19 protein-coding genes are annotated in these 19,751 nt (G+C 71.3%); 14 read left to right on the forward strand and 5 right to left on the reverse strand.

What is annotated here, in order from left to right; all coding sequences use genetic code 11:
• Positions 1–8 precede the first annotated feature (8 nt).
• The 8 genes from DB033_RS00690 to gcvP all read left to right on the forward strand — a co-directional run bounded on the left by DB033_RS00690 (position 9) and on the right by gcvP (position 7,393).
• Positions 9–341, forward strand: coding sequence for a small basic family protein (locus DB033_RS00690; RefSeq protein ID WP_111765010.1), 333 nt, complete (start codon positions 9–11; stop codon positions 339–341).
• 1 nt (position 342) lies between these two features.
• Positions 343–1,095: a DUF881 domain-containing protein gene (locus DB033_RS00695; protein WP_111765011.1), complete on the forward strand. Its 753-nt coding sequence runs from the start codon at positions 343–345 to the stop codon at positions 1,093–1,095.
• A gap of 82 nt (positions 1,096–1,177) precedes the next feature.
• Positions 1,178–1,558 (forward strand): glycine cleavage system protein GcvH, encoded by a 381-nt coding sequence (gcvH, locus tag DB033_RS00700; RefSeq protein ID WP_111765012.1) that lies wholly within the window; start codon positions 1,178–1,180, stop codon positions 1,556–1,558.
• A gap of 224 nt (positions 1,559–1,782) precedes the next feature.
• Positions 1,783–2,247, forward strand: a complete 465-nt coding sequence (locus tag DB033_RS00705; RefSeq protein WP_170315453.1) for an FHA domain-containing protein — start codon at positions 1,783–1,785, stop codon at positions 2,245–2,247.
• A gap of 7 nt (positions 2,248–2,254) precedes the next feature.
• Entirely contained in the window at positions 2,255–2,995 is a 741-nt protein-coding gene (gene ftsR, locus DB033_RS00710; protein WP_111765013.1) for a transcriptional regulator FtsR, read from the forward strand.
• 87 nt (positions 2,996–3,082) lie between these two features.
• On the forward strand, positions 3,083–3,583 hold the full coding sequence (locus DB033_RS00715; RefSeq protein ID WP_111765014.1) for a bifunctional nuclease family protein: 501 nt from the start codon (positions 3,083–3,085) through the stop codon (positions 3,581–3,583).
• A 226-nt stretch (positions 3,584–3,809) separates the two neighbouring features.
• A complete protein-coding gene (locus DB033_RS00720; protein ID WP_111765015.1) occupies positions 3,810–4,364 on the forward strand; it encodes a MerR family transcriptional regulator in 555 nt (184 codons plus the stop codon).
• A gap of 176 nt (positions 4,365–4,540) precedes the next feature.
• Entirely contained in the window at positions 4,541–7,393 is a 2,853-nt protein-coding gene (gene gcvP / locus DB033_RS00725) for an aminomethyl-transferring glycine dehydrogenase (protein ID WP_111765016.1), read from the forward strand.
• Between the two features lie 164 nt (positions 7,394–7,557).
• Here the strand turns inward: gcvP and DB033_RS00730 are convergent, their stop codons facing one another.
• Positions 7,558–8,709, reverse strand: a complete 1,152-nt coding sequence (locus tag DB033_RS00730) for a substrate-binding domain-containing protein (protein ID WP_157970428.1) — start codon at positions 8,707–8,709, stop codon at positions 7,558–7,560.
• Positions 8,710–9,053: 344 nt separating this feature from the next.
• Here DB033_RS00730 and DB033_RS00735 point away from each other — a divergent pair, with 344 nt between their 5' ends.
• The 6 genes from DB033_RS00735 (at position 9,054) to rny (ending at position 15,407) form a co-directional block, all read left to right on the forward strand.
• Positions 9,054–9,872: a PspA/IM30 family protein gene (locus DB033_RS00735; protein WP_111765018.1), complete on the forward strand. Its 819-nt coding sequence runs from the start codon at positions 9,054–9,056 to the stop codon at positions 9,870–9,872.
• 25 nt (positions 9,873–9,897) lie between these two features.
• Positions 9,898–10,698, forward strand: a complete 801-nt coding sequence (pspM, locus tag DB033_RS00740; protein WP_111765019.1) for a phage shock envelope stress response protein PspM — start codon at positions 9,898–9,900, stop codon at positions 10,696–10,698.
• A gap of 248 nt (positions 10,699–10,946) precedes the next feature.
• Entirely contained in the window at positions 10,947–11,153 is a 207-nt protein-coding gene (locus DB033_RS00745) for a DUF3046 domain-containing protein (RefSeq protein ID WP_111765020.1), read from the forward strand.
• Between the two features lie 280 nt (positions 11,154–11,433).
• Positions 11,434–12,477, forward strand: a complete 1,044-nt coding sequence (gene recA / locus DB033_RS00750) for a recombinase RecA (protein WP_111765021.1) — start codon at positions 11,434–11,436, stop codon at positions 12,475–12,477.
• A 100-nt stretch (positions 12,478–12,577) separates the two neighbouring features.
• Positions 12,578–13,222, forward strand: a complete 645-nt coding sequence (locus tag DB033_RS00755; protein ID WP_111765022.1) for a regulatory protein RecX — start codon at positions 12,578–12,580, stop codon at positions 13,220–13,222.
• Positions 13,223–13,562: 340 nt separating this feature from the next.
• Complete coding sequence (gene rny / locus DB033_RS00760) at positions 13,563–15,407, forward strand: ribonuclease Y (RefSeq protein ID WP_111765023.1); 1,845 nt, start codon at positions 13,563–13,565, stop codon at positions 15,405–15,407.
• Between the two features lie 530 nt (positions 15,408–15,937).
• On the opposite strand, the gene DB033_RS00765 is transcribed toward rny, so the two are convergent.
• The 4 genes from DB033_RS00765 to DB033_RS00780 form a co-directional block, all read right to left on the reverse strand.
• Positions 15,938–16,834 carry an amino acid ABC transporter permease gene (locus DB033_RS00765; RefSeq protein WP_111765024.1) on the reverse strand — a complete coding sequence of 299 codons (897 nt, stop codon included), beginning with the start codon at positions 16,832–16,834 and terminating at the stop codon, positions 15,938–15,940.
• A gap of 118 nt (positions 16,835–16,952) precedes the next feature.
• Positions 16,953–17,657, reverse strand: coding sequence for an amino acid ABC transporter permease (locus DB033_RS00770; RefSeq protein WP_111765025.1), 705 nt, complete (start codon positions 17,655–17,657; stop codon positions 16,953–16,955).
• 117 nt (positions 17,658–17,774) lie between these two features.
• Positions 17,775–18,707, reverse strand: a complete 933-nt coding sequence (locus tag DB033_RS00775) for a glutamate ABC transporter substrate-binding protein (protein WP_111765026.1) — start codon at positions 18,705–18,707, stop codon at positions 17,775–17,777.
• A 109-nt stretch (positions 18,708–18,816) separates the two neighbouring features.
• Complete coding sequence (locus DB033_RS00780; protein ID WP_111767128.1) at positions 18,817–19,545, reverse strand: amino acid ABC transporter ATP-binding protein; 729 nt, start codon at positions 19,543–19,545, stop codon at positions 18,817–18,819.
• Positions 19,546–19,751 lie beyond the last annotated feature (206 nt).

Raw genomic sequence — 19,751 nt, forward strand, 5'->3', positions numbered from 1 at the left:
GGGAACCCGTGTACGCGGTAGTCGCGCTCGTGATCGGCGTGGTCATCGGCCTGATCACCTCACCGACCGTGCCGGACTGGCTCGGCCCCTACCTGCCGATCGCGGTGGTCGCCGCCCTGGACGCCGTTCTGGGCGGGCTGCGGGCCAAGCTCACCCACGTCTTCGACGCCAAGGTGTTCGTGGTGTCGTTCGTGGCCAACGTGCTGGTCGCGGCACTGATCGTGTTCCTCGGTGACCAGCTGGGAGTCGGCTCCCAGCTGTCCACCGCGGTGGTGGTCGTCCTCGGCATCCGGATCTTCGGCAACGCCGCGGCCATCCGGCGGCACATCTTCAAGGCCTGACGTGACCGCCCCCGCCCCGGATGCCCCGGAACCCGCCGCCCCCGCACCGCCCGCACCGCCGACCACCACCGACCGGCAGCGGAGGATCTCGCACCTGTTGATCGGTGTGCTCTGTGCGGTGCTGGGCTACGCCATCATCATCCAGGTCCGGGCCACCGACAACGGGGACACCCTCGCCACCGCCCGGCCGCAGGACCTCGTGGCCATCCTGGACGGCGTCAACCGCCGCGGCGCCGACCTGACCGCGGAGATCGACGAGCTGCAGCGGACCCTGGCCACGTTGCGCTCGGGCGGCGCGTCGTCGCAGGCGGCGCTGCAGGAAGCGGAGCGGCGGGCCCAGGCGCTGGCCATCCTGGCCGGTACCGCCGCCGCCCGCGGCCCCGGCGTGTCGATGGTGATGACCGACCCGGCCACCGGCGTCACCCCCGAGGTGCTGCTGGCCGCGCTGCAGGAGCTGCGCAACGCCGGCGCGGAGGCGGTCCAGGTCAACGACGTCCGGATCGGCGTCAACTCCTCGTTCAGCGGCCGGGCCGGCGCGATCACCGTCGACGGCACCGCGGTCACCGCGCCGTACACGATCCTGGCGATCGGCGACCCGCCCACCCTGACCGCCGCGATGAACATCCCCGGTGGGGTCGGCGACACCGCGAAGCGGGCCGGCGGGACGCTGGTGGTGACGGCCGCGACCACGGTCACGGTGGACGCCTTGCGACCGTTGCAGCCGACCACCTACGCTCGGCCGGCCGGTGGATGAGATCCCGTCCCCGGCCGCGATCCTCGGGTCGTGCCGCACCCGTCGGGGACCGGTGCGGTCGGGGAGATGAAGGAGAACCGCAGTGATTCCTGAGGATCTGGGCTACAGCGACCAGCACGAGTGGGTGCGCAGTGGCGAGGACGTGGTCCGCATCGGGATCACCGACTACGCGCAGAACGCGCTGGGCGACATCGTGTTCGTCCAGCTGCCCGAGGTGGGATCCGTGGTGACGTCCGGAGACGCCATCGGCGAGGTGGAGTCCACCAAGTCCGTCTCGGAGATCTTCACCCCGTTGACCGGCACCGTGGTGTCCGTCAACGACACCCTCGAGGCGTCCCCGGAACTGGTCAACACCGACCCCTACGGCGACGGCTGGATCTACGAACTCGAGGTGGAGGACCCGGCCACGGTGGCCGACCTGCTCGACGCGGACGCCTACGCCGAGATCATCGGCGACGCCTGAGCGACGCCCGGCCGCCGCCCTGACCAGTCCCGACCGGCCCCGATCGGTGCCGGACGGACGGAGGGCGACGTCGGCGACGATAGGATGTCCCCACCCGTTCGGGCTCCGGCGTGCGCCGGGCCCACCGACGGGTGCTCTTCCGTGACAGATCGACACACACCGACCACCATTACGGGCGCGGCGACGGCGACGCCGACCGCGACGGACGACAAGGGAGTTGCCGCGTGACCGAGCGAGAGAACGGATCCGAGTCGACCTCGGTCTTCTCAGGCGGGCTGCTCCACCGCGAGGCGGAGCCCGTCGCCGAAGACACGGCGGACACGGCCGAAGCGACTCTCTCCGGTCTCGAGCCGGTCGCCTCGGGCACCGCGCTGCTGGTCGTCAAGCGGGGTCCGAACGCCGGTTCCCGGTTCATCCTGGACAAGGCCGTGGTGACCGCCGGCCGGCACCCGGAGAGCGACATCTTCCTCGACGACGTGACGGTGTCCCGCCGGCACGCCGAGTTCACCCTGGGCGCGGACGGCTACGAGGTCGCCGACACCGGCTCGCTGAACGGCACCTACGTCAACCGTGAAGCCGTGGAGTCCTCGGCGCTGGCCAACGGCGACGAGGTCCAGATCGGCAAGTTCCGGCTGGTCTTCCTGACCGGCGGTCCCGGCGGCCAGGCCGGAAGTGCCGCGGACGCGTGACGGACTCATGACGGCCCTCGGTCTGGCGTCCGTGCCCGACGGTCCGCAGCCCACCCTCAGCATCGGTGCGGTGCTGGCGAAGCTGAAGCCGGAGTTCGACGACGTGTCGATCTCCAAGATCCGGTTCCTCGAATCCGAGGGTCTGGTCACGCCGCAGCGCACGGCGTCCGGGTACCGGCAGTTCACCCACGCCGACGTCGACCGCCTGCGGTACGTGCTGGCCGCGCAGCGCGACCACTACATGCCGCTGAAGGTCATCAAGGACCAGCTGGACGCCATCGACCGCGGACTCGAACCGGACGGCACCACCGCGCGGCTGCCGCGCGCGCTGCAGGCTGCCCCCGGCCCGGAACTGCCCGCCTTCGCGGGCCGCTCGCCGGTGCGGATGACACGCAAGGAACTGCTCGCCGAATCGGGTCTGGACAACAACCAGCTCCGCGAACTCGAGTCCTTCGGGCTCGTCCAGCCGGGGTCCAGCGGCTACTACGACGCCGACGCGGCCCTGATGGCGACCACCATCGGGGAACTCGTCGAGGCGGGGATGGAGCCGCGGCACCTGCGGCCGTTCCGCACCGCCGCCGACCGGGAGGCGACGCTGGTCAGCCAGCTCGTCGCCGCCCAGGCCAGGCAGAAGAACCCGGACGCCCGGGAGCGCGCCGAGCAGCAGGCCGCGCAGCTCGCCACCACGCTGATGAGACTCCACGCGCTGTTGGTCAAGGCCGGTATCCGGCGCGAACTGGGCGGCTGATCCACCCGTCCGCGCGTGCTCAACCCGTTATCCGATCCCGGCCCGGGCGTTGTGTAGCGTTGTCGCTGAGCAGGAGGGCTGACCGAGATGATCGAAATGCGCATCGTGGGCGTCCGCGTCGAGATGCCGAGTCAACAGCCGATCCTGATCCTGAGTGAGCGCGACGGGAACCGCAGCCTGCCGATCCTGATCGGTACCACCGAGGCGTCGGCGATCGCGATGCACCTGCAGGGTCTGCGCCCGGCGCGACCGCTGACCCACGACCTCCTCGGTCAGGTCATCACCGCCCTCGGGCACGCCGTCCAGCAGGTCCGCGTGGTGGACTTCCGCGAAGGCACCTTCTACGGCGAGTTGGTCTTCGAGAACGGCACCACCGTGTCGGCCCGTCCCTCCGACGCCGTGGCGCTGGCCGTGCGCACCGAGATCCCGGTGTTCGTCGACCCGGCCGTGCTGGACTCCGCCGGCGTCGTGGTGTCCGAGGACGACGAGGCCGAGGAGCTGCCCGAGGAGGAGAGCGAGGACGAGGTCGAGCGCTTCCGGGAGTTCCTGGACACGATCTCGCCCGAGGACTTCGACGAGGGCAAGTAGCCCGTCCGGGGTCGGACATCTCACAGCGCGTGAGGTAACCCTTCGGTCACGGTGGAGGACACGCCACCCGCAGCGTTGACCCGTCACCCTCGCGGGGCTTACCGTCGCAGGAACAACGCTGGTGTGATTCAGCCCCCGGTCGGCATCCCGTCGACCTCCTGTCGGCCGTTCCCACGGTCACCGCGGGTCCGGGCACGACGTGATCGGCGCGGAAGGTGGACGGCGAATGCCTCAGAGCGAGCAGGAAGCGCTCTTCGAGAACACCGAGCTGCCCGACGAACACGTCGGGTACCGCGGCCCGACGGCCTGCCAGGCCGCAGGCATCACCTACCGCCAGCTCGACTACTGGGCGCGTACCGGGCTCGTCGAGCCGACCGTGCGCACCGCCACCGGCTCCGGCACCCAGCGGCTGTACTCCTTCAAGGACATCCTGGTGCTGAAGGTGGTGAAGCGGCTCCTGGACACCGGGGTCTCGCTGCAGAACATCCGGGTCGCGGTCGATCACCTGCGCGACCGCGGCATCGAGGACCTCGCCGGTATCACCCTGTTCTCCGACGGCACCACCGTGTACGAGTGCACCTCCGCCGAGGAGATCGTCGACCTGCTGCAGGGCGGTCAGGGCGTGTTCGGCATCGCCGTCGGCGGCACTATGCGGGAGATGACCGGCCAGCTTGCCGAATTCCCGGGCGAGCGCATCGGCCTCGACGACGTCGACGTCGCGTCGGCGCCCACGGGGTCGGACGAGCTGTCCGCGCGGCGACGGGCCCGCACAGCCAGCTGACGGCGCCGCCGCCCCGGGGATGACGCGCGCGTCACGCGCCCCACGGGCCACCCGCGCGGTTCCACGGGTCAGGAGGGGGCACCATGGAGTGATCGACCACCGATCACGCCCAGAAGGACCTCGTGACCCACACCCTTGATCGTCCGTCCGCTCCGGCAGTACCGACCGGAGCGCCGGTGACCCCGGCGCCCGTCGATCCGACCGACTTCCGCGACCGTCACATCGGTCCCGACCAGCACGAGACCTCGGCGCTGCTGGCGCCGTCGGGGGTGGAGACCCTCGAGGAGCTCGCCGACGCCGTCGTGCCCGCCAGCATCCGGCCGGCCGGCAGCGGACACGGGCTGTCCCTGCCCGAGCCCGCCACCGAGGCGCAGACCCTCGCCGAGCTGCGGGCCTTCGCCGACCGCAACACCGTGCTGGCGTCGATGATCGGCATGGGGTACCACGACACGGTCACGCCGCTGGTGATCCAGCGCAACATCCTGCAGAACCCGGCCTGGTACACCGCCTACACGCCGTACCAGCCGGAGATCTCGCAGGGCCGGCTCGAGGCGCTGCTGAACTTCCAGACCGCCGTCGCCGATCTCACCGCGCTGGACATCGCCAACGCGTCGATGCTCGACGAGGCGACCGCCGCGGCCGAGGCGATGACGCTCGCCCGCCGCACCTCGCGCAGCAAGTCACCCCGCTTCGTCGTGGACGCCGACACCCTGCCGCAGACGCTGGCGGTGCTGCGGACCCGTGCGGTGCCGCTGGGTATCGAGCTGCTCGTCGCCGACCTCGACGACGGCCTACCGGTGGGGGACTGCTTCGGCGTCCTGCTCAGCTACCCGGGTGCCTCCGGCGCCGTCCGCGACCACACCGACCTCGTGGCCGCCGCGCACGAACGCGACGCGAAGGTCATCGCCGCGACCGACCTGCTCGCGCTGACCCTGTTGCGGCCGCCGGGCGAGATCGGCGTCGACATCGCCGTCGGCAGCTCACAGCGTTTCGGGGTGCCGATGGGCTTCGGCGGCCCGCACGCGGCGTTCATGGCGGTGCGCTCCGAGCTGCAGCGGCAGCTGCCCGGCCGCCTGGTCGGCGTGAGCAGGGACGCCGACGGCGCCGCCGCGTTCCGGCTGGCCCTGCAGACCCGCGAGCAGCACATCCGCCGCGAGAAGGCGACCAGCAACATCTGCACCGCGCAGGTGCTGCTCGCCGTCATGGCGTCGATGTACGCGGTGTACCACGGCCCGTCCGGCCTCACCGCGATCGCGGAGAAGGTGCACCTGGACGCCGTCCTGCTCGCCGGGGCGCTGCGCGAGCGTGGCGTCACCGTCGTGCACGACAGCTTCTTCGACACCGTCCGGGTGGAGGTGCCCGGCCGGGCCGGCGCGATCGCCGCGGCCGCCCGCGCGCACGGCGTCAACCTGTGGCGTGACGGTGACGACCACCTGCAGATCAGCGTCGCCGAGGCGACCACCGCCGAGCAGATCGCGGTGGTGCTGCGCGCCTTCGACGTCGCCGCCCCGGCCCGCGACGAGCTGCGGTTCGCCGGCGACGGCGTGCTGCCGGCCGCGCTGCAGCGGACCACGGAGTTCCTGACGCACCCGGTCTTCAACACCCACCACTCCGAGACGAACATGCTGCGCTACATCCGACGGCTGTCCGACATGGACCTGGCGCTGGACCGGACGATGATCCCGCTGGGCTCCTGCACGATGAAGCTCAACGCGACGGCGGAGATGGAGGCGGTCACCTGGCCCGAGTTCGCCGGGCTGCACCCCTACGCGCCCGCCGAGGACGCCGCCGGGCTCGTCGACCTCATCGGCCAGCTCGAGCGGTGGCTGTGCGACATCACCGGCTACGACTCGGTGTCGCTGCAGCCCAACGCGGGCTCGCAGGGCGAGTTCGCCGGGCTGCTGGCCATCTCGGCCTATCACGCCTCCCGCGGTGAGGGGCACCGCGACATCTGCCTGATCCCCGCCTCCGCGCACGGCACCAACGCGGCCAGCGCCGTGATGGCCGGGATGAAGGTCGTGGTCGTCGGTACCGACGACGACGGCAACATCGACCTCGACGACCTGCACGCCAAGATCGCCGTCCACGCCGACGCGCTGGCCGCGATCATGGTCACCTACCCCTCGACGCACGGCGTCTACGAGGAGACCATCACCGACATCGCCGACTCGGTCCACGCAGCCGGCGGTCAGGTCTACGTCGACGGCGCCAACCTCAACGCGCTCGTCGGGCTGGCCCGCCCCGGCACGTTCGGCGGCGACGTCTCGCACCTGAACCTGCACAAGACCTTCTGCATCCCGCACGGCGGCGGCGGACCCGGCGTCGGGCCGGTGGCCGTCCGCGCGCACCTGGCCCCGTTCCTGCCGAGCGACCCGCTCGGCGAGCGCGGTGCGGTCGGTCCGGTGTCGGCGGCCCGGTACGGCAGCGCGTCGATCCTGCCGATCTCCTGGGCCTACATCCGGATGATGGGCGGCGACGGCCTCCGGCGCGCGACCTTGACCGCGGTGGCGTCGGCCAACTACGTCGCGTCCCGGCTGCGCGACCACTACCCGGTGCTCTACACCGGGCACGGCGGTTTCGTCGCGCACGAGTGCATCCTCGACCTGCGCGGCATCACCACCCGCACCGGCGTGACCGTGGACGACGTCGCCAAGCGCCTCGCCGACTACGGCTTCCACGCCCCGACGATGTCGTTCCCGGTGGCCGGCACCCTCATGGTGGAGCCGACCGAGAGTGAGGACCTCGCCGAGATCGACCGGTTCGTCGACGCGATGATCGCCATCCGGGGCGAGATCGAGCGGGTGGCGAACGGCGGATGGCCGGTCACCGACAACCCGCTCCGCGGCGCACCGCACACCGCGGCGTCGCTCGTCGGCGACTGGGACCACCCCTACAGCCGCAGCGAGGCGGTGTTCCCGGCCGGGGTGACCCCCGCACACAAGTACTTCCCGCCGGTGCGCCGCATCGACGGGGCCTTCGGTGACCGCAACCTGGTCTGCTCCTGCCCCCCGATCGAGAGCTACCAGTAGGGCCGTCGGGGGCGGGTCCGGCCACGACAGCGGTGGCGGCCCGCCTCCGGACCAGGGGATGCTCGCGGCCCGTCGCCGTCCCGCGCGGCCGGGCCGGTCGGCGGGTCCCCTGAGTCGGCGTCGAATGCGGCGACCACCCCGGCCCACGGGGCGCGAGCCGGACGTCAGCCGGTCGAGGGTGCGGTGCTCCCCGCAGTGTCGGGAACCGCACCCGTGCCGAGCGGCGCCGCCGGCAGCCCCAGCGCGGTGGCCAACGCGTCGGCGACCGTGAGGTCCGACGGCGGCAGCGCGGTGACCGGCACCGTGGTGTCCACGCCGGTGCCCGGGGTCGGCCCGGCAGTCGCCGGGCCGGCGGCGCCGGGCACCCGCCACCCGGCCTGCTGGAGCAGCGTGGCGGCCGCCGGCGATCGCAGGAACGCGATGAACGCCGCCGCGCCCTCCGTCTCGGTGACGTCGACCCAGTCCGCCGCCAGCGTGACCGCCGTCAGCTCGTCCCCGGCGGTGGGACCGTCGGGCCGGATGACCGTCAGCGGGTCCGCCGCCGCGGCGTTGTAGGCCGCGACCGTGGCTTCCAGCGCCGGCACCGCGCTGAACGTCGGGTTGCCGCCGGCGAGGTCGTCGAGCAGATCCGCCGCCGACGACGACACGGCGGCGCGACCCGCCACGGACCGGAGGGCGTCGGTTGCGCCGGCCACGGACTCGGCGGTGACCGCGGTGGGCCCGCCGGCGATCATCGACTCCAGGGCGTATCCCGTCGCCGGGTCCAGCCGGGGGTCGCCGAGGGCCAGGCGCAGGGGTTCGCCGTCCGCCAGCGGCGGGGCGTCCCCGGCAGCCAGCGCCACCAGCAGGTTCGCCCACGAGGGAAAGGTCGTCGGTGCGTCACCCCCCGCCACGGCCAGCACCACCGGTGAGGTGGCGATGACGGTGTCGTTGTAGCCGGCGACGAGGGCGGGTGCGGCGGTGGCCACCGACGCCAGGTCGGCCGGGTTGTCGGGGATCCAGACGGCCGGCGGCGGCGTCGCCTGCCCGGACCAGCCGGCCGGCAACGCGGCGGCGGCCTGCGCGGATGCGACGGCGTTGACCTGTGCGGTCAGGCAACTGCCGCGGGCCTCGGGGGCGGTGGCGTTGAACGCGGCCGCCACCTGCGCGAGGCCGGCGGCGGCGCCGCCGGCGGCGATGTCGATGCGGGTGCTGCCGCTGCAGCGGGTGTCCACCACGCCCGCGCCCGAGTCGCTGCGCAGGAAGACGATCCAGCCGACGCCGGCCACGAGCGCCAAGACCACCCCGACCACGGTCGCGATCAGCCAGGTCGCCACGCCCCGTCGCCGGGATTCGTCCCCGTGCCGACCCATGTGGTCCCCCTTCCGCGACTGCCCATCCTAGTGACGGCGCCTCCGTCGGCACCTGCGTCGCGCCCGCCACCCGGGCGGGCGAGCGTCCCCGATCAGGGGCGTCCCTGATTTCGGGACCACGGACCCTGGCTGTGCTGGAAGCGGGGCGGCGGACCTGACACCATGGACCCCGATACGCCCGACGCTGCGTCCTGCGGCACCATGGAACGCGAACACCATGGAGCTGCCCGACCGGCACGCGTCCGGGTGGGTAGACGTCCAGTGCAGTCCCGGCTGGGAACCGCAGGATCTCGAGAGGATGCGCTCACATGGCCAACCCGTTTGTGAAGGGCTGGAAGTACCTGATGGCTCTGTTCTCCTCCAAGGTGGACGAGTACGCGGACCCGAAGGTGCAGATCCAGCAGGCCATCGAGGACGCCCAGCGCCAGCACGCCGCGCTGTCGCAGCAGGCCGCCGCGGTCATCGGCAACCAGCGTCAGCTGGAGATGAAGCTGACCCGCCAGATGGGCGAGGTGGAGCGGTTCCAGGCGTCGGCCCGGCAGGCGCTGAAGCTCGCCGACGACGCGCGCGCCAAGGGCGACGTGACCAAGGCCGCCGAGTACGAGCAGACCGCCACCGCCTTCGCCACCCAGCTGGTCGCCGCCGAACAGCAGATGGAAGACCTCAAGGGCATGCACGACCAGGCCCTGCAGGGGGCCGAGCAGGCCAAGAAGGCCGTCGAGCAGAACGCCATGCAGCTGCAGTCCAAGCTCGCCGAGCGCACCAAGCTGCTGTCGCAGCTGGAGCAGGCGAAGATGCAGGAGCAGGTGTCGGCGTCGCTGAAGTCCATGTCGGAGCTCACCGCGCCGGGCAACACCCCGTCGTTGAACGAGATCCGCGACAAGATCGAGCGTCGTTACGCCAACGCGCTGGGCTCCGCGGAACTCACCGCGAGCTCGGTCGAGGGCCGGATGATGGAGGTCGAGAAGTCGACCATGGACATGGCCGGCGCCTCGCGTCTGGAAGCCATCCGCGCACAGCTGCACCCGGAGCTGGCCGGCCAGCAGGCGCGCGCCATCGATCCCTCCGCGGTGAACACCCCGTCGTTCGACAAGAACGTCCAGCAGCAGCCCAACACCACGGGCTGAGTGGTAGGCAGGTAACCCGTTGTCCATGCGCAAGGCGGTGGTCCGGGGCGCGATGGCCAAGGCCGTCACCGCCGGCCGCTCCGAGGTCGTCCAGCAGGCCACGTCCGCTGCCGGTGAGATGCTCCGTGTCCGCCGCGACCCCTCGGTCGCGGCGGCACGACGCGTGCGCAGCGCGCAGCGACGGGTGAGCCTGTGGGGGGCCGGCGCGGTGGTCCCGGCCGGCGCCCTCGGCGTGCAGTTCATGAGCAGTGCCGGCGCCTTCGCGAGCCAGGAGGTGCTGCGCACCATGCTGTACGTGGCGATCCTGCTGGTCGCCGTCGTCGGGATGGTGCGTGCGGCTGCCGATCTCCGTGACCGCAAGAAGGCGGTGCGGGCACTACCGCCGCCGCAGCCCACCCGGACCGTGGTGACCACCAGGATCCGGCCGCAGCTCGCGGAGCTGAGCCGCTATAGCGACGGACTGCGCAAGCTCGCCGGCCTCACTGGGCTGGACCCGTCGTCGGAGCTGGCCCGGGAGCTGCGCGACGACATCATCACCGCCGCCGACAGCGCCGAGAAGGCGCTGCGCGCACGCGCCGCCGAGCTGACCGACCTGGAGCACGCCGCGGTGACCGCCCCGGCGGACGCCCGTCCGGGACTGCGGGTCCTGGCCGACCAGCTCGCGTCCGAGGTCACCGCCGGGGTCGCCGAGTACGGCAACTACGTGACCGCGGTCAGCGAGATCGTCGTCGCCGGCCGGACGATGCGCGTCGACGGCAACGAGCTGGCCGACGGGGCCGACAAGCTGCGCTGGCTGGCCGTTGGCATGCGGGAACTGGCGGGCTGACCGCAGCTCGCGGACCGGCGGTTCCGTGCCGACGGGTCCGATGGGTCCGCGGGCCAGGCCGTCACCGGCGTCGGCGCAGCTCCCGCCACTGACGCACCAGCAGGGCCAGGACCAGCGCCAGCCCGATGATCATCAGCACGGTGACCAGCGGCGAGCCCGGGGTGAGGTCCATGCCCTCAGCATGACGGGTGCCGGAGCCGGCGGCGAGCGGCGGGGACGGGCCCGCGACGCCGGTATCGTCGGTCCACGTGCGAGTGACCGAGTTCCGGGCCCTGATGGCCGAGCACTTCGGCAACCGGTCCCGATCCGTGGCCAAGGACCACGTGTTCGGTGTGCTGGGGGAGCGGACGGCCGATCAGGCCATCGACGCCGGCATCCCGCCCCGTGAGGTCTGGTTCGCCGTGTGCGACGCCTTCGACGTGCCCGCGACGCTGCGCTGGGGTCTGCCCGACTGACGGAGTCCGGTTCCGGTGACGACGCCGTTGCCGCGGGGCGGGGGCTCGCGACACGCCGTCGACACGCTGGAAGTCGAACACCTGTACGTCTAGAGTTGTCCCCACGAGGTCAACCATCCACATCCGGTGTGCGCATCGCGGTCACTGTCGGTGCCTCGCTCTAACGTCCTTCTCGTACCGCAGGCCGGGCCCCCCGGCCGCGGTACACACCGACAGCACACAACGAAGCCCAGGCCCGCACGGCGCCCGGTCGACGGAATCGAAAGGCAAGGGGTGGGTCATGGCACCACAGGCACCGGATCGCGAGAAGGCGCTCGGAATCGCTCTCGCGCAGATCGAGAAGCAGTTCGGCAAGGGCTCGGTGATGCGCCTGGGTGACGAGGGTCGCGCTCCTGTCGAGGTCATCCCCACGGGTTCGATCGCACTGGACGTCGCCCTCGGGATCGGCGGACTGCCCCGCGGCCGGGTCATCGAGATCTACGGCCCGGAGTCCTCCGGCAAGACCACCGTCACCCTGCACGCGGTGGCCAGTGTCCAGGCGGCCGGCGGCATCGCCGCGTTCATCGACGCCGAGCACGCGCTCGACCCCGACTACGCCAAGGCCCTCGGCGTGGACACCGACGCCCTGCTGGTCTCCCAGCCCGACACCGGTGAGCAGGCGCTCGAGATCGCCGACATGCTGATCCGGTCCGGCGCGATCGACCTGGTCGTCATCGACTCGGTGGCCGCGCTCGTGCCCCGCGCCGAGATCGAGGGCGAGATGGGCGACAGCCACGTCGGCCTCCAGGCGCGGTTGATGTCCCAGGCGCTGCGCAAGATCACCGGTGCGCTGTCCAACACCGGCACCACGATCATCTTCATCAACCAGCTCCGCGAGAAGATCGGCGTCATGTTCGGCTCCCCGGAGACGACGACCGGCGGTAAGGCGCTGAAGTTCTACGCGTCGGTCCGGCTGGACATCCGCCGCATCGAGGCCCTCAAGGACGGCACCGACGTGGTCGGTAACCGGACCCGCGTGAAGGTCGTCAAGAACAAGGTCGCGCCGCCGTTCAAGCAGGCGGAGTTCGACATCATCTACGGCCACGGCATCTCCCGTGAGGGCTCGCTGATCGACGTCGGCGTCGAGCAGGCCATCGTCCGCAAGGCCGGGGCCTGGTACACGTACGAGGGCGAGCAGCTCGGCCAGGGCAAGGAGAACGTCCGCAACTACCTCGCCGACAACCCCGACATCGCCAACGAGATCGAGAAGAAGATCAAGGAGAAGTTGGGTGTCGGCGCCCGCATCGACCTGGACGCGCCGGTCCCGGCGCCGGTCGATTTCTGAGCCGCTCCGGACGAGCTGACACCACGGCCGTCGTGCCCCACCCGGACCCGTCCGGGGGAGTCGGCGGCCGTGGTCGTCCGTCCCCGAGGAGGAACCGACGATGACATCCGACGTCACGGACGTCGTCCGCGCCCTGCGTGAACGACTCGCCGCTCTGGAAGCGGACCGGAGCCCGTCCGACCCGACCGACGCAACTCCCCGATCGGGCGGGCCGGACGGGACCGCTGCCGGTTCGGGCGTCGAGTCCAGCGGTGCCGAGCTCAGCGAGGAGGAGCGGGCCGAGGAGACCCAGGCGAAGAACATCTGCCTGCGGCTCCTCGCCGACTCGGCCCGGCCACGCGCCGGGTTGGCGCAGAAGCTCGCCCAGCGGGGGATCGGTCCGGCGACCATCGAGCGCGTGCTGGACCGCTTCACCGAGGTCGGGCTGATCGACGACCAGGCCTACGCGGAGGCCTACGTCCGGACGAAGCACCAGGAACGTGCGCTGTCCCGACGGGCGCTGACCTCGGAGCTCCGGCGCAAGGGCGTCGACGACAGCGTCGTCGCCGCGGCCGCGGAGCAGGTCGACCCGGACGCCGAGGAGGCGGCCGCTCTGCGCCTCATCACCAAGCGTGCGCCGGCGGCCCTCGCGGCCGGCCCGGAAGCGGCCCGGCGGCGTCTGCTCGCGCTGCTCGATCGACGCGGCTACCCGGCCGAGGTGTCCATCCGGGTGGTCGAGACGGTGTTGGCTCGCCAGGACGAATGACGCCGGCGCCCCGCACTCCGCCGGTGGTTGACGCTGAACCCGTTCGGGGGTTCCGTCGCGGTCGGGTCGGTCTGCTCCGCCTTGACCCTGTCTGTCGACGTCCTTAATCTCGACATCACAGGAGGATCACGAAAACACTTGACACCTATTCCGACCGGGCCCGTTCATCGTTCCGAGCGACGTTCCAAGCCATAGGCATCATTGTCGACAGCGCGGACCGCGACCCCCCACCGGGTCCGCCGACGCACGCGACGTCCACGTCACGTGCTGAGCGGGGCGCGTCCGCGACCGATCCTCCCCGCCGTGCCTCTGTGGCGCGGTCACTGAGAGAGGAGGTGTCATGGACAACCCACTGGTGGTCGTTTTCGCCATCGTCATCATCGTTCTGCTGATCGCTGTTCTCGTTTCCCAGTCCCGACGACGCCCCGCTGACAGCACTCCGAGCACCGGGCTGACCGACGAGGTCGCGCGGGAGCTGATGGCCACGCTGGCCGGGACTTCCCACCACACCGAGAGCGGCAGCGCCGCGCCCGTCACCGACGAATCCACAGAAGAGGCCGCCGAGGTCCGCCGGCTCGCACTCGAGGACGCCGAGCGCGCCCGCGCCGCGGCGGCCGCGGACGCCGAGGAGGTCCGCCGTCGCGCCGCCGCCCAGGCCGAGGCCGTCCGGAGATCGACCCAGGAGGAGCTCGCCCGCGAGCGTGCGCAGGTGCAGGCCGAGCTCGACCGGATCCGGGCACGGGCCGAGAGCGAGGGCCGGCGGGCCGCAGAGCTCGCCTCCACCTCCCTGGTCGCCGAGAAGGCAGACCTGCAGGCGGCGCAACAGGCGCTGCGGCAGGCGACCAGTCAGCTCGCGGAGGACGTCAAGCGGGCCGAATCCGAGCGGCTGGCCTCGGCCACCGCCAAGGCCGAGGCCGAGGCGTTGAAGCAGCTCGTCGCCGATCGGCAGGCCGTGCTGGATGCCGAGAAGGCCACGATCGCGGCGAAGGAGCTGGAACTGCGGGAGGCCTCCCGGGCGGTGGAGTTGCGAGCGGTGGAGCACCAGCACGAGCTGGAGCGCATCGGCGGCCTCACCGCCGAAGAGGCCAGGACCGCGTTGCTCAGCCGGATGGAGGAGCAGGTGCGCCGGGAAGCGGCCATCGCCGGCCGCCGCATCGAGGCCGAGGCCGAGGCGACCGCGAAGTCGCGCGCCCGGGCCATCGTCGCCGAAGCCGTCCAGCGGGTCGCCAGCGACCAGACCGCCCAGTCGGTGGTGTCGGTGGTGCACCTGCCGGCGGAGGAGATCAAGGGTCGCATCATCGGCCGCGAGGGCCGCAACATCCGCGCGTTCGAGACCGTCACCGGCGTCAACGTCATCATCGACGACACCCCCGAGGCGGTGCTGCTGTCGTGCTTCGACCCGGTCCGCCGCGAGGTCGGGCGGGTCACGCTGCTCAGCCTCATCGAGGACGGCCGGATCCACCCGCACCGCATCGAGGAGGCCTACGAGCGGGCGCAGGACGAGGTCGAGGCGCTGTGCCGGCGCGCCGCCGAGGACGCCCTCATCGACGTCGGTATCAGCGAACTGCACCCCGAACTGATGACCATGCTCGGGCACCTGAAGTACCGCACGTCCTACGGCCAGAACGTGCTCGGTCACATGGTCGAGACCGCCCACATCGCCCGCGGAATGGCCTACGAGCTGGGCGTGGACCCGACGGTGCTGGTGCGGGGGGCGTTCCTGCACGACATCGGCAAGGCGCTCACGCATGAGGCCCGCGGCTCGCACGCCATCGTCGGGGCCGAGCTCGCCCGGCACTACGGCGAGAGCGACGAGGTCGCGCACTGCATCGAGGCGCACCACGACGAGGTCACCCCCGGCACCGTCGAAGCGGTCCTGACCCAGGCCGCCGACGCCTGCTCCGGCGGCCGTCCCGGCGCCCGGAGGGAGTCCCTGGAGTCCTACGTGCAGCGCATGGAGCGCATCGAGGCCATCGCCGGGGCGAAGAAGGGTGTCGAGAAGGTCTTCGCCATGCAGGCCGGTCGCGAGCTGCGCGTGATGGTCAAGCCCGAGATCGTCGACGACCTCGAGGCGCATCTGATCGCCCGCGAGGTCGCCAAGCAGATCGAGGAGGAGCTGACCTACCCGGGTCAGGTCCGGGTCACCGTCATCCGCGAGTCGAGGGCCACCGAGATCGCCCGCTGACCGACCCTCCGCTCACAGCACGACGGCCCGGCAGACACCCTGCCGGGCCGTTCTGCGTCGAGGGGCGCTGGTTCCTGCCGCTTCCTCGAGGAGTGGCGCGCCGCTGGCTGGGCGGTGGGAGCCCCGACCGCGGCGCCTGCGTGCGGAATGGGTCGGCCGGACACCCGCGCGACGAGATCGTGGCGGTTCTGCCCCGCAGAGCGGGCACGATCCGCGACGGGAGCGCGGCCGCCGCTCGTTGTCTGCCGCTCCGGATCTGCCGCACGAATGCGGGTCTGCCCACCCTGCAGGGTGGGCAGACCTGGGTTCGGTGGGCAGATTCCGGTGGTGGGTCCGCATCGTGGGGCGATCCGGTTGTCGTGGGGGACCGGCGAGCGGCCGGGTTTCGGAGCCGCCGGGGTTGCTCTGGAACGGCAGGCGGCCGGGACCCGGAGCCGCCGAGTGGACCCCACAACGAGATCGTGGCGGATCCCACCCGGCGAGCGGGAAGGATCCACCACGATTCGGTCGCGAACGGGAAGCGTCCGGGTTCAGAGCCGCCCGGTGTCCGTCAGCCCCGGCGCCTGTGCGGCCTCGACGGTGGGTGCCGGCTCCACCGGGCCGCTGCCGCGACCGGCGCGCTTGCGCCGGGCCCGGTTCTCCAGGTAGCTGGCCAGGCTGGTCAACGCCAGGTTGAGCAGGATGTAGATGACGGCGATGACGATGTAGATCGGCACCACGTTCTTGTAGAAGCTGGCGGCGGTGCCGGCGACACGGCGGAGCTCGACGAAGCCGATGAGGATGCCACCCAGGGCGGTGTCCTTGAGCACCACCACCAGCTGGCTGACGATGGCCGGCAGCATCGCGGTGAGCGCCTGCGGCAGCAGCACGATCTGCATCATCTGCGACTTGGTCATGCCGATCGCCAGCGACGCCTCGCTCTGACCGCGCGGCAACGACAGGATCCCGGCCCGGAACACCTCCGCCAGCACCGACCCGTTGTACAGGACCAGCGCGATGACCACCGCGTACAGCGGGTCGGCGACGTCGAGCACGGTGACGGTGAAGCCGAACGCGAACACCATCAGGATCAGCACCGGAATGGCCCGGAAGAACTCCACGACCACACCGGCCGGCACCCGGATCCAGGCGTGGTCGGACAGCCTGGCGATGCCCAGCAGCGCGCCGATCGGCAGTGCGATGACGACGCTGAACAACGCCGCCTTGAGCGTGTTCCACAACCCGGGCAGCAGGTAGGTGGTCCACATCTGGGAGGTCAGGAACGGCTTCCACAGCGCCGCCCGCAGCTGTCCCTTGTCCTCCAGGGTCGCGATGACCCACCAGACGCCGAGCGCGAGCAGCACCAGGAAGACAGCGGACAGCACGTTGTTGCGCAGCCGGGCCCTGGGCCCGGGGTGGTCGTACAGCACGGCGGTCGCCTTGCTCATGTCCGCACTCCCGTCCCGCAGTGGACCTCGACCCGGTGCATCACGACACCGTGGGCCTCGACACCGTGAACCATGACGCGCATCGCGACGCCCTGGACGATCCTCCATGGGTGCTGACTCATCGCTTGACCCCCACCTTCTTGGCGATGCGACCGAACAGCAGGCCGGTGGGCAGCGTCAGGATGACGAACCCGAGCGCGAAGACGATGAAGATGGCGGTGAACTTGTCCGCCTCGTTCTCCAGCATGGTGTTCATCAGCAGCGACGCCTCCGCCACGCCGATCGCCGACGCCACGGTGGTGTTCTTGGTCAATGCGATCAGCACGCTGCCCAACGGCGCCACCACCGCGCGGAAGGCCTGCGGCAGCACGATGATCCCCAGGATCTGGGTGAACTTCAGCCCGATCGCGCGCGCCGCCTCGGCCTGGCCGACCGGGACGGTGTTGATGCCCGACCGCAGCGCCTCGCTGACGAACGTCGAGGTGTAGAGGACCAGGCCCAGCACGGCGAGCCGGAAGTTCTGCGAGGTCAGGAACGCCTGGGCCCCGGCGGCACCCTCGCCGCGGGACGCCAGCCGCACGCCGAGCCCGTTAGCCAGCACCTGCGACATCGCGATGATGACCACGGTCAGCGGGATGTTGCGGACCATGTTGACGTAGACGGTGGCGAAGCCACGCATCATCGGCACCGGCGAGACCCGCATCGCGGTCAGCACGGTGCCCAGGATCAGCGATCCGACCGCCGCCCACAGGGTGAGCTGGATGGTGTTCCAGAACGCACCGAGCAGGTTGTAGCGCGGATCGCTGAGGAAGCTGAAGTTCACGGCGACCTCTCTTCTCGCGGGGGCGGGAACCGCCGCCGGCACAGCGGGGGAGACGACGACGGGTGGCCGGCCCGGACGGATCCGGGCCGGCCACCCGCCTGGAGTGAAGGGGTCAGGTCAGCCGATGGTCGGCGGCGTCGGGATGACGTAGCCCGACGGCCCGACGTTGGCCTCGAGCGCGGCGGCCCAGGAGCCGTCGTCGATCATCTTCTTGATGGCCGCGTTGACGGCATCGGTGCCGGCGGTGTCGCCCTTGGTGAGGCCGATGCCGTAGTTCTCGTCCGAGAAGCCCTTGCCGACCAGCTTCAGCTGGCCCGGGTACTGGGCGGCGTAGCCGGCCAGGATGACGTCGTCGGTGGTGACGGCGTCGACCGCACCGCCGGCGAGCGCCTCGACGCACTCGGTGTAGGTGCCGTACTCCTGCAGCGCGACGTCGGCGGCGTAGGTGTCCTTGACCTTCTGGGCCGAGGTGGAACCGGCGACGGAGCACAGGATCTTGCCGCTCATGGCCTCGGGTCCGGTGATGTCGGAGCCCTCGGCGACCAGCAGGTCCTGGTGGGCGACGAAGTACGGCCCGGCGAAGTTGACCTTCTCCTTGCGCGCGTCGGTGATCGAGTAGGTCGCCACGATGTAGTCGACGGTGCCGTTCTCGATCGACGCCTCGCGCTCGGACGACTTGGTCTGGATGAACTCGATGCCCGACTCCTCGACGCCCAGCTCCTTGGCGACGTACGTGGCGACGTCGACGTCGAACCCAGAGAACGAGCCGTCCGGGTTCTGCAGACCCAGGCCCGGCTGATCGAACTTGATACCGATCTTGAGCGTGCCGGCGGCGGCCTTCTCGACCAGGCCGGCCCCGCCGGTGGCGGTGCCTCCGGTGGCTTCGGCCACCGCGGACCCGGCGGAGGAGGTGGCGCCGGCGGCGACGGAGCCGGCGGCGGAGGTGGCGGAGCTGACGGCGGAACCCGCGTCGGTGCTGCCACAGGCGGACAGGGCCAGGCCTGCGGCGACGAGGCCGGCGACGGCCGGCCCGAGCTTGCGGAACTTCATGGATGTACCTCCGGGTGTGCGGCGCGGGACGTTCCCGCTGGATCACGTGCAGGTCGTGGTGCGGCTGCCGGTGGTGCGGTCCGGACGGGGACCCGGCAGCGTCGGACGGTCAGTGCGTGAGGATCTTGGACAGGAAGTCGCGGGCGCGGGGCGACTGCGCCCGGGTGAAGAACTCCTCGGGGGTGGCGTCCTCGACGATCTCGCCGGCGTCCATGAACACGACGCGGTCGGCGGCCTTGCGGGCGAAGCCCATCTCGTGGGTCACGCAGATCATCGTCATGCCCTCCTGCGCCAGCGACGTCATCACGTCGAGCACCTCGTTGACCATCTCCGGGTCCAGGGCCGAGGTCGGCTCGTCGAAGAGCATCACCTTCGGCTGCATCGCCAGCGCGCGGGCGATGGCCACCCGCTGCTGCTGACCGCCGGACAGCTGGGCGGGCAGCTTGTCCTTCTGGGAGGCGATACCGACCCGCTCCAGCAGGTTGATGGCCTTCTTCTCGGCGTCGGCCTTGTTCATCCGGCGGACCTTGATCGGGCCCAGGGTGACGTTCTCGAGGATGGTCTTGTGCGCGAAGAGGTTGAACGACTGGAAGACCATGCCGACATCGGCGCGCAGACCGGCCAGCGCCTTGCCCTCCGACGGGAGCACGGTGCCCTGGATCTCGATGCGGCCCTCGTCGATGGGCTCCAGCCGGTTGATCGCCCGGCACAGCGTCGACTTCCCCGAGCCGGACGGCCCCAGGACCACGAGCACCTGTCCGGCGGGAACCCGGAGGTTGATGTTCTTCAGCACGTGCAGCGCCCCGAAGTGCTTCTGCACGTCGTACATCCCCACCATCGGCGGGCTGGAAGCCTCGGTCACTGACCCTCGTCTCTTCGTTCGCTGGTGTCACCGGCGGGTGCATCAGCATCCTGCGGCACCGGACGGGATGCTGCCGTCCGTGCACCATTCGGCACTCCCGCGGCACCTGTCAATCACCGGGCCGGGCACCACCGACAGACCCGTCCGTGTGACGACCGATCGCGCTGAGCCACCGCGCCCCG

It is taken from the genome of Nakamurella deserti, assembly GCF_003260015.1.
Lineage (GTDB): Bacteria > Actinomycetota > Actinomycetes > Mycobacteriales > Nakamurellaceae > Nakamurella > Nakamurella deserti.

Bases quoted from the DNA above. Each gene is read 5' to 3' on its own strand.
- ftsR (WP_111765013.1), top strand. From the start codon at position 2,255: ATGACGGCCCTCGGTCTGGCGTCCGTGCCCGACGGTCCGCAGCCCACC.
- rny (WP_111765023.1), top strand. From the start codon at position 13,563: ATGGACAACCCACTGGTGGTCGTTTTCGCCATCGTCATCATCGTTCTG.
- DB033_RS00780 (WP_111767128.1), bottom strand. From the start codon at position 19,545: ATGGTGGGGATGTACGACGTGCAGAAGCACTTCGGGGCGCTGCACGTG.
- DB033_RS00775 (WP_111765026.1), bottom strand. From the start codon at position 18,707: ATGAAGTTCCGCAAGCTCGGGCCGGCCGTCGCCGGCCTCGTCGCCGCA.
- DB033_RS00720 (WP_111765015.1), top strand. From the start codon at position 3,810: ATGCCTCAGAGCGAGCAGGAAGCGCTCTTCGAGAACACCGAGCTGCCC.
- DB033_RS00735 (WP_111765018.1), top strand. From the start codon at position 9,054: ATGGCCAACCCGTTTGTGAAGGGCTGGAAGTACCTGATGGCTCTGTTC.
- DB033_RS00715 (WP_111765014.1), top strand. From the start codon at position 3,083: ATGATCGAAATGCGCATCGTGGGCGTCCGCGTCGAGATGCCGAGTCAA.
- pspM (WP_111765019.1), top strand. From the start codon at position 9,898: ATGCGCAAGGCGGTGGTCCGGGGCGCGATGGCCAAGGCCGTCACCGCC.
- recA (WP_111765021.1), top strand. From the start codon at position 11,434: ATGGCACCACAGGCACCGGATCGCGAGAAGGCGCTCGGAATCGCTCTC.
- DB033_RS00765 (WP_111765024.1), bottom strand. From the start codon at position 16,834: ATGAGCAAGGCGACCGCCGTGCTGTACGACCACCCCGGGCCCAGGGCC.
- DB033_RS00755 (WP_111765022.1), top strand. From the start codon at position 12,578: ATGACATCCGACGTCACGGACGTCGTCCGCGCCCTGCGTGAACGACTC.